This window comes from Dyadobacter sp. CECT 9275 (assembly GCF_907164905.1).
GTDB lineage: Bacteria > Bacteroidota > Bacteroidia > Cytophagales > Spirosomataceae > Dyadobacter > Dyadobacter helix.
On sequence record NZ_CAJRAF010000004.1, the window covers coordinates 868384 to 885566 of the forward strand.

Below are 17183 nucleotides of genomic sequence, written 5' to 3' on the forward strand. Positions count from 1 at the left end.
GCATCATCAAATCACAATAATCGGTGACTTTCATGAACTTATACTTAGAAAACCGATTATTGTTAACCACTCAAACCAGCGCTTTATGAACACGCCCAAATATATTACTGCCGAAGAAGCGGTCAAAGCCATTCAGTCCGAAAACCGGGTTTTCATCCATGGCAGCGCCGCAACGCCTGCGCATCTGGTCCATGCCCTGCAACGGAGGCATTGGGAACTAAAAAATGTTGAATTTGTAAGTATCACCACGCTAGGAGATGTTGATTTCAACAATCCTGAACATCATAAGAGTTTCTATTTCAATTCTTTGTTTGTTTCGGCCAATACCCGTGGTGTGGTCAACAGTGATTATGGTGACTACGTGCCTATTTTCCTGAGCCAGATACCGCAGCTCATCAAAAGCCATAAGTTACCTATTGATGTAGCGCTCATTCAGGTATCCCGGCCCGACTCCCATGGCTACTGCTCGCTGGGTACATCGGTGGATATCGCCAGGGCAGCGGTGGATTCTGCCCGGCATGTGATCGCTATGGTTAATCCGCGGATGCCCCGTACTACTGGTGACGGTTTCGTGCATATCAGCAGAATCAACGCGATGGTATGGCATGAAGCCGCTCTGCCCGAAGTAGATTATGCCGTGAACGTCAAAAGTTCAACCGTACAGATCGGTGAAAACGTTGCATCTCTTATTGAAGACGGTGCCACGCTGCAAGTTGGCATCGGGGCCATTCCGGATCAGGTATTACGGAATCTGAAAAATCATAAAAACCTCGGGCTGCATACCGAAATGCTTTCGGACGGTGTCATCCCACTTATTGAAAACGGTGTGATTAACAACAGTCTAAAAAAACTGAACAGGGGAAAATCTGTTACTTCATTTCTGGTAGGGACACAAAAATTATACGATTTTGTACATGACAATCCCGCTATCAGCGTGAAGGATATCGGGTATGTGAATGACACCAGTATCATTCGCCAGAACCCAAAGGTAACCGCCATTAACTCAGCCCTGGAACTGGACCTCACCGGACAGGTCTGCGCCGACTCCCTGGGTACTTACCAATACTCCGGCATTGGCGGACAAATGGATTTTATTCACGGAGCTTCCCTCTCGGAAGGAGGCAAGCCGATCATCGCTCTGCCTTCAGTTACTTCATCAGGTGTTTCAAGGATCGTTCCCTTTCTAAAAGAAGGAGCTGGCGTGGTAACGACCCGTGGCCATATCCACTGGGTGGTTACCGAGTTTGGAGTGGTGGATCTGTTTGGTAAAAGTCTGAAGCAACGTGCCCGGGCATTGATCAATCTCGCACATCCGGATCACCGGGAATCTTTGGAAAAAGCCTTCTGCGACCGTTTTGGCAGCTTCTATCGCCCGGGCGTCTCCTCCATATCCGACAGGGTATACCACCCGCTCGGCTGACATCATTTGTTTGAATATTCCCAAAGGGAGGCTGCCAGTTGCACCTCCCTTTTTTTTGTCCATTCTATTCGGTACCAAACCGAATTTAAATAATATAACCTTTGCGCTTGTAAGTTTGTCTTTAAATAAATTACTTTGTCTATCAATTATATAGGAAATAATAACCAGCCACCGGTTTTACCTCCTTCAATCCCATTTACATTAAATGAATTTGTTGATCCGCCAGACCGGATGCCTCAGGTGCCAACTTTTAGAAAGATAATCTCCGGAATGTATGAGGAATCCCGCCCTCCTGTTTTCATCCCTGAGATATCACATCCGATTGCTGCTCCTTCCTGGCATTCTGCTCTCTTGGCAATTCCGCATTCAAAACACTGTCCGACAATTAGATTGACCCACCTTAGTGGTTTTAACCACACAGACTGAAAATTATTCAGATGATGACCAAACGATTTTTACTCTTCATCAGCCTGCTTTCCTTTTGTGCTGAAGTATCTGCGCAGGACAGGCCTAACATTTTGTGGATTGTCAGCGAGGACAACAGCCCTTTTCTGGGATGTTATGGTGATTCCTTTGCTACCACGCCAAACCTGGATAACCTGGCCAAACAGGGTATTCGTTACGAAAATGCATTTGCGACAGCACCGGTTTGCGCACCTTCACGCTTCACGCTCATCACAGGCATGTACCCCCCCTCGATGGGTACCGAGCATATGCGCAGCACCTATCCGGTTCCTGATTTCGTGCGGTTCTTTCCCAGATACCTCCGGGAAGCAGGGTATTACACCACCAATAATGCCAAGAAAGATTACAACACTGTAGACCAGCCAGAAGCCTGGGATCAGTCGGATCAGCGGGCAACCTACAAAAACAGAAAACCCGGACAGCCATTCTTTGCAGTGTTTAATCTGAATGTTTCTCATGAAAGCATCATACACAGCTCCATACCCAACGAAAAGCTGAAACATGACCCTGGAAAGGTCCCGCTTCCGCCCTACCATCCCGCCACACCCGAAATGAAACACGACTGGGCCCAATATTACGACAAGGTAGAAGAAATGGACCGCCAGGCAGGCGAGCTCCTGAAAGAACTGGAAAAGGAAGGCTTGGCTGAAAACACCATCGTATTTTATTACAGTGACAATGGTGGGATACTTGGCCGGAGCAAGCGCTTTGTGTACGAGTCGGGGCTGAGAGTGCCGCTGATCATACGTTTTCCTGAAAAATTTGCCGCTCTTGCTTCCGGAAAACCCGGTTCCGTTACTTGCCGGATTGTTACTTTCAATGATTTCGCCCCAAGCATACTAAGTATAGCCGGCATTCCGGTCCCTGCTTACATGCAGGGCAAACCGTTTTTGGGTACACAGCAGGTAAAGGAAAGGGGTTATGCCTACGGATTTCGGGGAAGAATGGACGAACGTACTGATCTTTGCCGAACTGTGAGGGACAAGAAATACCGGTATATCCGCAACTATCTGCCGCATAAAATCTATGCTCAGTACCTGGAATATCTGTGGAAAGCGCCCTCCATGCCTTCCTGGGAAGCGGAGTTCAGGGCAGGGAGACTGAATCAAATCCAGCAAAAATTCTGGCAGGAAAAACCTGCGGAAGAGTTGTTTGACATTGAAGAAGACCCTCATAACATCCATAACCTAGCCACCGATCCGAAGTACAAAAACGTACTGGCAAAGCTGCGGGAAGTGAATCATAACTGGCTGATTGCATCCAGGGATGTCGGGTTTATTCCGGAAGCTATGCTGAGCAAGATCTCAGCAACCACACCTTTGTACGAGTACGCACGAAGCGGAAAGTACAATTTAAAAAAAGTAATTGAAACGGCCGAAATAGCTTCTGCCCGGGACGAATCCAAACTACCCGATCTGGTTAAACGCCTCAGCGACGCTGATCCTGTGGTAAGATACTGGGCCGTTACAGGTACCGTGATTCTTAAAGCCCGAACAGCCGAAATTAAAAATCAGCTTATGGTGTTGCTCGCTGATCCCGAAATAAGTGTCCGTATTGCAGCCGCCGAGGCATTACTGGCCATAGGAGAAACTGACAAACCTGTGCAGATACTCAGCGAAGCACTCAAGGATACCAACCAGATGGCCCGTGTGCAGGCATTGAATGTATTGGAAACCATTGGTGCAAAGGCCAAACCTTCATTTGAGAACGTGCGGGCACTTTTGAAAGGTAATCCAAAGGATTCGGATTATGATGTAAGAGCTGCGAAAAAGATACTGGAACAAATAGAGAAATAGGCTATTGCCGCGATACCAGTCAATCCAGAGAATGCTATCCGTTGATTTTGATATTATTTCAATAAAGCCTTAGCGGATCTGATAACCGGAAGTAATCAGGTCTTTCTGTCAGGCCGGATCAGCCGGTATATTTTATACCCGTGCATTTCTTTCTCCATTTGATAATCGCGGAGATCGAAAGTATAATTGAAAGCGTAAAGATGGGGTGCAGATTTTTCGTCTATGATGAGGTATCTTATTTTACTGTCCCGCTCCAGTTCATAAAATTTGGAATAATCAAATCGTTTGGACTCGAACAAAAAACGAACCTCCGTATCCTGATAAGCCAGCATGTGCCTGAATAACATGTGCTGCAACAACCACCCCCTGAAATCCTCACCACCGGAAACAACTACTTTCTCGTCCGCTTCAATATGCTCTTCCACATATTTCTTGACATCGTTCTGGTGTTTATAATCTGTTATGTACTTTCCCAGGTTGGTGGTGTAATATTTTTCCAGTTGCCGACTGGTAAAGAAGAGCATTGTCATGCCGATCATGGCAGGAAAAAAGTAATAGGCAAAAGATGAATACCGCGCCAAACTATTCCTGCCATAGAAATAATAGAATATCCCAAGAAGACCAACATATACGTACTCATGATAATACCCTACGGCCGCACCATGTTTAAACGCGGTAGCCGTTGCAAAGCCAAAGAACAAAAATGTGGCCAGGGAAATAAATATTATTTGAGGCTCTGCAGAACTGGCTAACCATCGCAAATTAATCATGACAGTGATAGCAATAAAAACAGACATGGCAGGTATTAACTCGCGGAAGGTATAAGAGTAAAACCAGCCTGGTGCAATAGGTAACTGCAGACTACCGAACAGATTGTCATAAAATACTTTTAATTGAAACTGGCTGAGCGCAAGAGCAAAAAGTGCAAAGAAAAGAATTGTAAACCCCGAAAACTTGACCAATGAAAACCATTGCTGCCGGTAAATAAAATACGCTGCTAACACAGCAATATGAATCAACGCACTTTGTTTGGTAAAAAATGCGGTAACCGCAATAAATGCCGCAAAAACAAAATACCTGTTCCATTCGGTATTCTGCTTAATGGCCTGGAGGATGATATATATGTAGAGAGTCGTCCAAAAAAACAATAGACTATCTATCCGTGAGTTGGTCAGATGCCATTGCTGTAACTGGCCAAATAAAAGGCAGCAAAATATAAAACTGAGTACCTTGGAAATATTGAAGAATTTACGCGCGGTAAAATATCCAACCACCATGGCCATAGAAACAAGTACAAAAGAGATCACTCTGCTAAGAAACTGTATCCGGTAAATGTTGGTAGGATCCCAGTTCAGGAGCTGATAGGTTTTGCCCACCAGATAGTAATACAGAGGAGCATACTGAACGATCCAGAATGGCGATACTTCCGGATTTCTGTAAAGAGGCTGATTGTCCGCAACAATCTGAATACCAAAAGTTGTACCGCGTTCGCTGCCCGAGATATCAGGATGAAAGCTAAAAACAAATACGCCTTTGATGTACAAAAGAATGAGGGTGCAAACGATGCAGAAACCTAATGTTAACGGATATGTGTTATTTTTTAAAAAGACATAAACCGCTGTTACCAGTTGCTTCATACTAAAAAATTACTATTTAAAACGTGGAGGAGTATAATAGGATGTTGCAAAAGTATTCAAATATTTACTAATGGTAACATAAAAAAATACATTTGTTAAAATATATACGAAACAAATCTAAAAACCTAAAGGGCTCTTCATGGAAACCATTGGAAATCAACCACAAACCGTTTGCTATTTTCTAACAACAATTTTGTGCGCAATGTTCTGAATTAAAAGCCCGCCTAGGCGAAACCAGGCTCTGTGAAAAATTCATGATATAAAAAACAGAAGAACTGTCTCTTTCCGAAACAGTTCCTCCGTTAATCAGCTAAAAGTTCTCTAAATATCCATCCCGTTTCTGTATTATTCTTTGAGTATTTTTCGAGTATCATTTCCTGCTTTTAACAGAAGCAGGCCAGAAGGAAACCTGGAAATATCAACCCGCTGAACGCCTTTTGTTTTACCCACTGTATGTAGTAACCTACCATTTTTGTCAAAAAACTCAGCTTTGTCGGCATCACTTTTCTTCCAGTCGATCCATAGCTCATTTTTGGCTGGTACCGGATAGGCAATCATTTTAGGGGCTTCCGGCAGCTTCACAGATATTAACCTGCTGTAAGCTTTTGTACCATCCAATTCCACTATTTTCAACCGGTAATAAGCGGTTCCGCCAGCATGCGACAGGGTATCAAGGTAGGTATAATTTGTGCTGGCAACCGTATTAGCAACTTTCCTGCCAATTTCTGTAAAGCTTTTACCAGTAGCGCTGTACTCCACTATATAGGTGTCAATATTCACCTGCTCGGTTACTTTCCAGTCGAGCTGCACTTTTTGCTGTTCGGTTAACTTACCATTAAAGGATACCAGCCTGACCGGCAATGGGGAATGGCTGGCCGTACCTGCGAAGAATCCACTGAAACCGTTGACAGTGAAGGTAACTTCCCAGCGCGCCTTGTCAGAGTCCCATACGATATTATTAACGCCGGGGTCAATTTCTGTACGGTCCCCATCATACGAGGAGGGATCTCCATAACCGCCAGCGTCTACCCCATGAAACTGGTAAATTCTAAAATTGGCTTTACGGTCCCCTTCTCCTTCCTCAGTACCAGTCGGCAAATATTCCTCAGGTTCTACCTGCAGGTTAAAAGCATCAAATTCGGCCTGGGTAAAATACAAGGTGACTTTCCCTTTTGCAGACCCCGCATTTGTCTCGGGTTCGATATCGTAATGTCTCTGCAGGTAAACAGCATTATTATACGTTCTCACAGAAGGGTCTACCCATACCTTTGTCATTACGTTTCCGGAAAGCCCTTCCGTAGGTTCCAGTTGCAGTAAATCAACGGTGCAGAGGCCGCTTCCGGCCGTGAAAGAATGGGCGGTGTTACTTGTAAATTCATGCTCACTTTCCTTTCCGTTACCAGCCAGTGGCAAAACACCTGGCGGCGTACTGCCCTGGAATTCGAAAGAGCCCATGTCGATAACGGTATTGAATACTCTGTCATTACCTGCCAGATCCTGAGGTAACAGGGCGGTCAGATCTAAATTTTCTTCACTATCCGGATTTATAAAATTATTAACCCCTGCATTCACTGCCGCACTGCAGGCAGTAGGTGTAAAGTCATCTGTGGCAGCGTTAGCGAACAATGGATCTTCGTCCAGATTGCCCCCGCCGTCCAGTACAGGATCAGGCAGGCTCCAGTTACTACTGCCGCCACTGCCCCCAATAATGCTGTGATCAATTTGAGAGTCGAAAGGAAAACTCAAACTGATACTGCTAAATTCAGGCCCCAGTAACTCTTCATTTAATATGCTGCCGTAAAAAATACTATTGGAAACAAAACTTCTTCCATCAAAATCAATCATGCCCGCAGGTGCCCCAAAGGACAAATTTTTGGTAACCGTCGCGTTAATTACATCCGAAAATGTACTGAAGCAGGTAATACCACCACCCATCATGAGAGAAAAATTATTGTAAACGACTGAATTATAAATCCTGTTCAGCGAACCAAAAGTAAATACACTCCCCCCTAAAATCCCGAAGTTATTTCTCACTGTAACGTTTGATATCTCCACGTCGGAACCAAGGGACACAAACCCCGAGCCCAGAATCCTCGGGGCTGCGATCTCATTAACCAGCAGGTAATCGGTGAAAAATTTCCCAAAGAATTCCCCTGCATCCTCATCCTCGATATTGAACTCCTGCATCCGGGATAGTAAAGCGGCGCCCTGGACGGTAAACCCGTCGAAAACCGTATTCTCACTGAACAGGTCGGCGGCATATATCAGTTGCAGCGCATTTTCATCCAGTGTTGTAGAAGGGCCATTTTGCAGGAAATCTTCCAGATCAATATTGGATAGGGCAATATCATCATTATTAAAATCACCACTCAGTATACTGGGAGTAGCCCCTAAAATACGGTCACTCAGCGAGCCCTCGTTACCCGCAAAACCACCATATATTTTCACCCCGTCCACCAGCACAAAAGCATGGTTACGTCTGTCTGGGTCAGCGGCCAGGTTATCCGGACGATAAAGCGGATAATAGGTACCTCCTGCCACCCATATTTCGGTAATATCAGCATTAAGCCTGGCAGCAAGCAAGGCATCCGCTACTTCTCTCGCAGCATTGCCCCAGCTACTTCCATTGCCAGCTCCCCCTTGTTTTACATACAGCCTCCCACCGGTATGTACCAGTGTAGTAGTTAAATTATCATAGAGACTTTCCAGTGCTCCAATCTCGACGTGAGCTCCGGTAATCCTGGTGATGCCCCTCAGATCTGTTGTGATACCCGATAGATCAGGTGACTGGCTTGCCTGAAAGTACAGGTCATTGCCACCGTTTACCCCGGGACTGGACGGCTGAAGTCCAAACAAACCATATTCCGGGTCCTGGAACTTTGGGTCGGCATCTATGTTATTTCCTCCGTCTTCTCCGAAAGAACTATCCCAGGTTCCATTTCCGCTTCCTCTACTTCCCTGAATAATACTATATTCGAAAGAGGGTGACGCATCATCTGCCAAAAGGATGTTAGGATCGGCTGGTGCCGTGTTTCCGTAAACGATCGTATTTCGGATAATCGGGAGCGATGAATTACCGGTACAATAGATCCCTCCTGCGTTCTCTACCGCTGAATTTCCAGCAATGGTGACGTTGGTAAAAACAGGCGCAGAGCTGACCAGAGAAACCCCGCCTTTCTCAGATGATACATTCCCGGCAATGACCGTATTGGTTAAGGTAAAGGAAGCGCCTTCGCCATAAATTGCACTGCCGGTGGATGCAAAATTCTCCCTCACGATCAGATTGGACAGTGCTGGCGTAGCGTTAACAACGGCAATACCACCGCCTGCCGTGCCGGGGATCGTGTGAGCACCGATCGTCAGATCTCCCGTAGCGTCAGCATTCCCCCCATAAATCGTAAAACCATCCAGAACGGCTCCGCTGGTTCCGGCTGCCACCACTACGTGGTAGCAATTATCCTCAATGGCGGTAGGATCATCCTGGTAAAGGTAATAAAAGTCATCCCCGTTTACATCTCCGCACAGAATGGTACTGCTTACCATCTGAGAACCACCCATAATTATAAACTGATCGGCCACCTTAAAAACCCTTTCTGCCAGCGTGGCTTCCGTACCGGCAAAACCGCCATATACTTTGACATTAGCAGGTAAAACGAAGACATTGTTACGGTTTTGATAATCCCAGTCATCCCCAACCTCGTAGTCTGCCGGATAGGCGGGCAAGTACACCCCATTTGCAACCCATATCTGCTCCACGCTAGGGTTGTCCCTTGCAAAAATCAGTGCATCTGCGAGTTCAGGATAAGCCTGGTCCCAACTGCTTCCATCTCCTAAAGGATCTGCAACAGCCCAGTTCACATATAAGGTCGTTGGTACGTCCGAGCCAGCCCTCCGGGTTGTAAAGGACGAAGGCCTTAAACGGGGTATCCGGCGCGCCGCAATCTTTGTATTTTTACCCGCACTGGCGTCTTTCAACCCACCCATGTGGCCGGTTTTTCCTTTGCCTGGCTTTGTAAATCGTGAGGCACTGGTCATTTTAGAAGGATCTGCGAACATCAATCCCAGTTCTTTGGCAGTAAACTCGGCCCCGGCTGTTTGACGAACGCCCTGACTGGCCAGCCATTGTTCTATACCCAGCCTGACGGCCTTATCTCCTTTGGCAAAACTGCCGTTTTTAAAATGGGCTTTTACCTGATTGGTCTGTACTTTTTCACCCTGAAGAGATTTCTGAGCAAATGAAGGGTATATGGTGAGAGCAAGGCAGGGTATGAGGAAAAAAAATAGTGTAGAAATTTTTCTTTTCATTAACAATGAGTGGTTTAGGGAAAGGGAATAAAATTCAAAAGTTCCCATCCTGTTGCTAAGAGGGGAATGTCCCTAACAGACATTTTCGGAGGCAAAGAGGTTCGTTTAAACTATAAGTATTTTTTAATTAATCTAAATTTTTCGATTATCTCATCCGCTTTCCGCCACTCACAACCCGAAATATAGCCAATTAAAAAAAAGGTATTAAAAAATTATTTCTACATTTTTGTAGCAAAATATTACAATTCCGTAGATCATAAGGTACCTGACTGCGTGAGGCATCTAAATTTCTGATTGGGATACCTGCCACACACGTCTGATATTCCGGAGAAACCTTCAACCAAAACGGTTTACACCACGATTTTTATTACACCAACAGATTTTCCTAAATTTTTCTCTCACCTGACCTAGGGTACCATTAAAATATTTTGTCCTACTTTATATAAAGACAATTAAATTTCTCTCTTGTGAAAGCGGAATTATATGAAGATTTTTTGGAGGAGAACACGAGCCGGGAAAATGCTGCCCATGGTATACGCCTGAAAGACGCGGGTAGCAGGGAACAAGACAAGGAATTCTTTATCAAAAAAACTTTTGAACAGGATCCTGTGAAAGGTTACGAACTGTTATTCCGTACCTACTACACACCACTCTGCAGCCATGCCGTGCGTTTTGTATACAATAAGGTAATAGCGGAAGATCTGGTTACAGAGATATTCCTGAATTTCTGGAAAAAGAATCTGCAGGAACAGATCACCTCGTCTTTCCGTGCGTATCTGTTTACATCTGTCCGTAATAAATGTTTTACCTATTTAAAATGGGAATTTAACAAAATCCCAAAGGAAGAGCTGCAAGACGACCTCAGTACAGAACCATCTCTGCCTGATAACATCATGGAATTTGACGAATTGTACCTGCAGATCGAAAAGACAATCAGCGGGCTGCCGCCACAATGCCAGAAAGTGTTTCTGCTCAGCCGTTTTGAAGGAAAATCATATCTCGAAATCGCTGAAAAATTAGGTATATCCCGCAAAGCGGTGGAGGCACATATCAGCAAAGCACTTGTTGTACTGAGAAAATCGCTCGGGAATATCATCATCCTGCTATTGCCGCTGCACAATTTTTTTTAATGGCCAGCCTTTGTATTCCACTTATTTTTTGCGACCTGATTACTTCAAAAGGTAGGGTTCACATCGAGGGACTGGTCATTGCAAATGAAGCATTTTACAAAAAAGTATGAAATCTCAATTGTCAAAAGAAACCGCTTTTACTTATTTCTCGGGCAATGCTACGGTTTTACAGAAAAAACTGATCGCAGAATGGCTTGAAAATTCTGACAACGCAGAGCTGTATTTCGAGTGGCTTCAACAGTGGGAAACAAGCCAGCCACAGTTTCTGCCGGATGAAAGCAAAGCTTTTGAAAATATCAGACAACGCCTGGAATGCCCGGAAGAGCTCGAAAACAAAGCCGCTGACCTGACAGAATCCATCCATATCACCTGGTACGAACGGATAATGAGGGGGTCAAAGTGGGCAGCCGTGCTGATACTGACTGCCGGACTTGGCGCATATAGTTTCAGGGACACTATTGTCAACAGAAGTTACCAAACCAGTTACAATGAAACCCGAACCATTATGCTGGACGACAGCAGCGAGGTGGTACTCAATCCCAACTCCCGTCTGCAACTGCTACGCTGGGGCTTCGGGTTATTTAACAGGGAGGTTACGCTTGAAGGAGAGGCCGGTTTTGTCGTCAGGCATAAGTCCGATAACCAGCCATTTACCGTACACACCGCCGATGCCGGCAAAGTAACGGTCCTGGGAACCGAGTTTTTTGTCTACACCCGGAAGAAAGGTACCAGAGTGGTTTTAAACAAAGGCAAAGTGCAGATATCCTCCCACAAGGCTGCCAGCCCGCTCGACATGAAGCCTGGAGAAAAAGCTTCTATCAGCCAGGATGGGAAAATAAGTATTGAAACCTTGTCTAAAACCGAACTGGCAGACCCCGTTACCTGGAAACAACACCGTTTTCAGTTTGACCATACATCTCTCAGAGACGCTGCGGTACGGTTAAACGAAGTATTCGGCACCAATATCGTTGTAGAAGACCCCGCCCTTTCGGACCGGGAAGTCACAGGCACATTCAACGCACAGCAGGCCGATGAGCTGCTGGTAGCATTTTCCGAAATACTTGACCTTACGGTGCAGGTACAGAAGGATAAGATCTATCTCATACCCGGTGATACCAGTCCCAATTGAATTTTTTATTTTAAATAACGCAACCCATGAATCTACAATTACCTTCGGCAAGGACATGTTGCCTTTATGTAATGGTCAGTTTGTTTCCCTCGCTGGTTTTTGCTCAGCTGCTGGCGTCCGCTGCCCAAACCGAGAATCAGAGCAAAACGATGCAGCCAGTTAAACTCAGAGATGCATTGCTTAAGTTGAAAGAGACCTACGGAGCAGATATCCTGTTTGAAGAAAAGCAGTTGGAAGATATGAAAGTGCCTTCTTCGGCAATCAATTCCAGCCGGACACTGGAACAAAATCTGACGGCGCTTCTTTCTTCCTCAGGGCTCACCTATAAAAAGCTAAAAGAAAACACGTATGTGCTGCTCCCCGACAGGAAAAAACGAAAAAAAGATCCGGCTGTTTCGGCTCCGGAACCTACTTCGTCTTCACTTTTCAATCGGGATAACACACTTCCGCAGACAATAGAGACCAAAACAAATGACAACATTGTGTCCACTGCCGAAACCACTGTTAAAGGAATGGTCACCGATACCAAGGGAGAAGCGCTGATCGGTGTGAGCGTGCTCGTAAAAGGAACTACACGCGGCACGGCCACAGACGTAGCGGGAAAATATGAAATTGCCGCTGACGACGCAGGCACAACGCTGGTGTTCTCTTTTGTCGGATATGTAAGAAAAGAGGTATTGGTTGGCAACCAGTCAGAGATTAATGTAACGCTTTCCGAAGATACTCAAAACCTGTCGGAAGTAGTGGTTACCGCCCTTGGTATCAAAAGGGATAAACGGGCGCTGGGTTATTCTGTTCAGGAAATTGGCGGAGAAGCCATATCTACGGCCAAAGAAGCAAACCTTGCCACTTCCCTTGCGGGAAAAATGGCGGGGGTTCAGGTTACACGTTCAGGAAATGGGGCAGGAGGCTCCTCACGGGTGGTGATCAGAGGTGCCAACTCGCTGGTAGGTAACAGCCAGCCTTTGTACGTGATCGACGGCATTCCGATGGACAACAGTAATCCCAACTCTCCGGGAAGCTCCGGCGGTATCGATTATGGAGACGGTATTTCCAATATCAACCCGGAAGATGTTGAATCCATTTCGGTTTTGAAAGGGCCTAATGCAGCTGCCCTGTACGGACAGCGCGGAAGCAATGGTGTGGTTTTAATCACTACAAAATCCGGAAAATCACGTAAGGGGATCGGCATCAAATATGGTATCGACTATTCGGTTGGCGATGCCCTGGTACTACCTGACTTCCAGGATGAGTACGGACAGGGGCTTGACGGCACCTTCACACACTTCCGCGGAACAGACGGCAAGATATATACCTGGGCGGCTGCACAGGCAGGGAATATTCAGGGAATGCCAAAAACCAGCGGTGGCCGCGACAGGTTCACACGTTCCAGCTGGGGACCTAAAATGGAAGGTCAGCAGTATGAGGATCAATGGGGGAATGTATTGAATTTCAACCCGCAGCCTAAAACCTTTCAGACTTTTTTTAAGAAAGAAACCCAGCTGGTTAACAACCTGAGCCTGGAAGGAGGCAATGACAATATCAATTACCGGTTATCATATGGCAATACCAATATTGACGGCTACACACCGCTGAATACACTGAAACGTAATAACGTCAACCTGAGAACCGTTGCCAAACTTACATCCAAACTGGAACTGGACGTAAAAGCAAATTATATCGGGCAAAAAGGTGCAAACCGCCCCACGGTTTCAGATGCTAGCGATAATCCGGCGTATCTGTTCATCAGCCAGCCGAGAAGTATCCCCATGAGCACACTTGCCAGCTCTACATGGACGGCAGCAGATATCAGCAAACAGCTGGGATATGGAACGGTACCTTTTGTAGGAATGGAAAAAACCTATGCAACCAATTCCTCAACCGCCAACCCTTACTGGACGGTGGATCATACCAAAAATTTCGATGACCGCCAGCGCTTGCTGGGACTTATCCGCCTGAGTTACCAGTTCAACAACTGGATCAGACTGACAGCTAAAACAGGGACCGATTTTTATACTGACCAGCGCCTGCGATACCGCGAAAAAGGTACTTACCAGAGTGCCAACAAAAACGGAGATATTTCCGAACAGGTTACCCGTGTACGGGAAGATAACAGCGATGTGCTGCTCTCGCTTACACCGCAGCTATCGAAGGATATATCCTTTGCCCTGAACCTGGGAGCTAACCACCAGAAGTTCTATTCCCGTACCACGGGCAATACAGGAAACGAGTTTATCGTGCCGAACTTATACGCCATCAACAATACACTGATCAATTCCTATGTTTTCAACCTGACGGAATCTTCCATCAATTCGGTGTACCTCTCGGGACAAGTTGGTTTTAAAGAGTATTTGTTTCTGGATTTTTCGGCAAGAAATGACTGGTCCTCCACCCTTTCGCCCAAAAACAATTCCTTTTTCTACCCTGCCGTCAGTGCGAGTTATGTGATCACTGACGCTTTTAATATTCAAAGTGATGTACTCAGCTTTTTAAAACTTCGGGCCTCGGTTGCACAGGCAGGTAGTTCGGGTTCTCCTTATCAGCTGACCGGTACCTACTCATTAGACCAGAATGCCCATGGAGGTGTTCCACTTGCGTCTTTTGCTTCTACCATCCCGGATCCTAACCTTAAAAACGAGCTCACAACTTCCGTAGAAGTGGGGGTCGAAGCACGTTTCTTTAAAAACCGGGCCGGGCTGTCGTTTGCCTTTTACAATGCTTCCACCAGAAATCAGATCCTGGATGTACCACTTCCTCCTTCCAGTACTTTTGCATCGCGCAGGATCAATGCCGGTGAAATCCGTAACCGCGGGGTAGAACTTACCCTGAACGGTACACCTGTAAAAACTGCCGACGGATTTACATGGGATGCCACTTTCAACTTTTCCCGTAACCGGAACCAGGTGATGTCTCTTGCGGACGGTGTGGATACCTATGTGCTCGGAACCGACCGCGGTGTGAACGTAGTGGCTGAACCCGGAAAAGCGTTTGGTACCCTTGTAGGAAATGGTTTTCAATGGCTGAGAGATGATGCCGGAAACCGCCTGATTGACCCGACGACCGGCCTGCCGCTCAAATCAAACTCCAAGTTTTTATATGAACTCGGGAATGCACTTCCCAACTGGATCGGCGGGTTTAACAACAGCTTCCGTTACAAGGGGATAGGCCTTTCAGGATTGATTGATATCAGCCAGGGGGGTAAAATCTACTCACAGAGTATGCGTGAAGAACTTGTTTATGGTACTATCAAGAAAACATTGCCAGGCCGCGACGGCTCTTACGTTGCCGAAGGTGTGGTAGCCTCCAAAGCTGATAACGGAACCTGGACGGGTACGGGACAGACCAATACAAAAGCAGTGCGTGCACAGGACTACTGGAACGTGGTTGCACCGGATAAGGACAATGTCATTCCCGAAGAAATGCTGAACGACGCCAGTTATGTCATTTTCAGGGAACTAACCCTCAACTACCAGTTGCCGTCAGCTCTGATCAGCCGGACGCCCTTTAAGAGTATCCGCGCCGGGATCTATGGACGTAACCTGTTTTATCTGCAGCGCAGAACGGAAGGATTTGCACCCGAAGCTTCGGCATTCAATGTGAACAATTCCTCGCTGGGTCTGGAATCAACGGCCTTACCGCTGCTTCGCTATTTTGGCGTGAGCTTAAATGTAGAATTGTAGTTTTCAAACCAGAAATGATTTAAGAGATGAAAAATATAATAAAATCCATCCTGCTGACCGGCACCGTTTGTCTGGTACAGGCATGTACCGGTGACTTTGAAAAGATCAATACACCTCCCACTTCTGTAACCACCATTGACCCGGGACTTATTCTTTCCAAGGTACAAAAAGATGCCGCTTTTTCGGAAGGGTACGAATATCCCAATAACCAGTATGGCTCGTGGATACAGCACTGGGCGGGCGGCGTTCTGATCAGCAGCTCCCGTTATATTGAACAGAGTGACAACGGCGCCTGGGAAAGCCATTACACCCTGCTTCGTAACATCAGCCAGATCAGGAGTTCCATCCTGAAAGGGAAAGAAAACGATCCTACTGGCAGAACCAAACTTGCAATTGCCAAGATTGTAGAGATCTCCGTGTGGCAGCGGCTCACTGATCTGTTCGGTGATGTGCCCTATTCGCAAACCGCTCTGGGATCGGATGATGTGAATACCAAACCTGTTTTTGATTCACAGGAATCCATTTACAAATCGTTGATAACCGAACTGGATGCGGCTATGTCACAACTCACAGCAGGTGACGTGAGTTACGGCAATGCGGATTTTTATTACAAAGGCGATATCACCAAATGGAAAAAATATGCCAATTCGCTCAAACTTAGATTAGGAATGCGGATAAGGTATGCGAACCCTTCCCTTGCACAGAAAACAGTAACAGAAGCGATGGGCCAGCCATTACTGGCCAGCAACAGTGATGATGCCGCCATCCCCACCTACAACAACGCAACCAACGCCAATGTACACCCGGTACTAAACCACTTTCTCGCAGGCAGCCCGGATCTTAAATATCTGGCTGACGCATTTGTAACTAAACTGGTAACGACCGGCGACCCTCGTTTGCCAAGGATTGCACAGCCAAGCGTCAATTCCGTAAAAGCAGGCTCACCGGCATATAAGGGAATAGGTGTGGCACTGACGGATGCAATCCTGAAAACAATCATTAAAGATGATTACAGTACCGCATCCACTGCCACTTTTTTCAACCGGGATTACAGCCCCGCCATTCCATGCATAGCCATGTCTTACGCCGATATTTCATTTTACAAAGCAGAGGCGGCACTGGAGGGATGGGGTGCCACCGAGGCAGACGCGGAAGGTTTTTACCAGGCAGGCGTGAAAGCAGCATTGGCACAAGCGCCCTATAACATCACCACAGTACCGGCAGCTTTTGAGAAAGAACTGTCATTTACGGGACTGACCAAAGAGCAGAAACTGGAAAAAATAGGTACCCAGAAGTGGATCCAGCTGTTTGGACGTTCCTATGAGGCCTTTATCGAATGGCGAAGAATGGGTTATCCAACACTGAAGGCAGGACCTTTTGCAGGCTCCACCAATGGTACCATTCCACGCCGTACCATTTACTCATCACGTGAAGCGCTGCTTAATAAAGATAATTACCAGCAGGCAGTAGCCCGATTATCCAATGGGGACTCTTACGTTTCAAAAATCTGGTGGGATAAGAAATAACAGGTGGTGGATTGAATTAACCTGCCGCAGGTACAAAACAACAGGATTCCATAAATTGTGTTGTTTTGCACCTGCGGTACAAAGGCCCGGTTTCC

At 46.3% G+C, this 17183-nt stretch carries 8 protein-coding genes; 6 read left to right on the forward strand and 2 right to left on the reverse strand.

Annotated features, from left to right (window positions below; all coding sequences use genetic code 11):
- The first annotated feature begins 85 nt into the window (after positions 1–85).
- Positions 86–1420, forward strand: a complete 1335-nt coding sequence (locus KOE27_RS29230) for an acetyl-CoA hydrolase/transferase family protein (protein WP_215242372.1) — start codon at positions 86–88, stop codon at positions 1418–1420.
- 437 nt (positions 1421–1857) lie between these two features.
- Entirely contained in the window at positions 1858–3681 is a 1824-nt protein-coding gene (locus KOE27_RS29235) for a sulfatase family protein (RefSeq protein ID WP_229253054.1), read from the forward strand.
- A 95-nt stretch (positions 3682–3776) separates the two neighbouring features.
- On the opposite strand, the gene KOE27_RS29240 is transcribed toward KOE27_RS29235, so the two are convergent.
- Both KOE27_RS29240 and KOE27_RS29245 read right to left on the reverse strand, forming a co-directional pair.
- Positions 3777–5318, reverse strand: coding sequence for a glycosyltransferase family 39 protein (locus KOE27_RS29240; protein ID WP_215242373.1), 1542 nt, complete (start codon positions 5316–5318; stop codon positions 3777–3779).
- Positions 5319–5663: 345 nt separating this feature from the next.
- Complete coding sequence (locus tag KOE27_RS29245; RefSeq protein ID WP_215242374.1) at positions 5664–9623, reverse strand: hypothetical protein; 3960 nt, start codon at positions 9621–9623, stop codon at positions 5664–5666.
- Between the two features lie 467 nt (positions 9624–10090).
- Here KOE27_RS29245 and KOE27_RS29250 point away from each other — a divergent pair, with 467 nt between their 5' ends.
- The 4 genes from KOE27_RS29250 (at position 10091) to KOE27_RS29265 (ending at position 17088) form a co-directional block, all read left to right on the forward strand.
- Positions 10091–10753: an RNA polymerase sigma-70 factor gene (locus KOE27_RS29250; protein ID WP_229253055.1), complete on the forward strand. Its 663-nt coding sequence runs from the start codon at positions 10091–10093 to the stop codon at positions 10751–10753.
- A gap of 106 nt (positions 10754–10859) precedes the next feature.
- The gene (locus KOE27_RS29255) at positions 10860–11882 is read left to right on the forward strand and encodes a FecR family protein (protein ID WP_215242375.1); all 1023 of its coding nucleotides are present in this window, start codon (positions 10860–10862) and stop codon (positions 11880–11882) included.
- Between the two features lie 26 nt (positions 11883–11908).
- Positions 11909–15562, forward strand: a complete 3654-nt coding sequence (locus tag KOE27_RS29260; protein WP_229253056.1) for a SusC/RagA family TonB-linked outer membrane protein — start codon at positions 11909–11911, stop codon at positions 15560–15562.
- Between the two features lie 26 nt (positions 15563–15588).
- A complete protein-coding gene (locus KOE27_RS29265) occupies positions 15589–17088 on the forward strand; it encodes a SusD/RagB family nutrient-binding outer membrane lipoprotein (RefSeq protein ID WP_215242376.1) in 1500 nt (499 codons plus the stop codon).
- The last annotated feature ends 95 nt before the right edge of the window (positions 17089–17183 follow it).

Bases quoted from the DNA above. Each gene is read 5' to 3' on its own strand.
- KOE27_RS29260 (WP_229253056.1), top strand. From the start codon at position 11,909: ATGAATCTACAATTACCTTCGGCAAGGACATGTTGCCTTTATGTAATG.
- KOE27_RS29240 (WP_215242373.1), bottom strand. From the start codon at position 5,318: ATGAAGCAACTGGTAACAGCGGTTTATGTCTTTTTAAAAAATAACACA.
- KOE27_RS29245 (WP_215242374.1), bottom strand. From the start codon at position 9,623: ATGAAAAGAAAAATTTCTACACTATTTTTTTTCCTCATACCCTGCCTT.
- KOE27_RS29255 (WP_215242375.1), top strand. From the start codon at position 10,860: ATGAAATCTCAATTGTCAAAAGAAACCGCTTTTACTTATTTCTCGGGC.
- KOE27_RS29230 (WP_215242372.1), top strand. From the start codon at position 86: ATGAACACGCCCAAATATATTACTGCCGAAGAAGCGGTCAAAGCCATT.
- KOE27_RS29235 (WP_229253054.1), top strand. From the start codon at position 1,858: ATGATGACCAAACGATTTTTACTCTTCATCAGCCTGCTTTCCTTTTGT.
- KOE27_RS29265 (WP_215242376.1), top strand. From the start codon at position 15,589: ATGAAAAATATAATAAAATCCATCCTGCTGACCGGCACCGTTTGTCTG.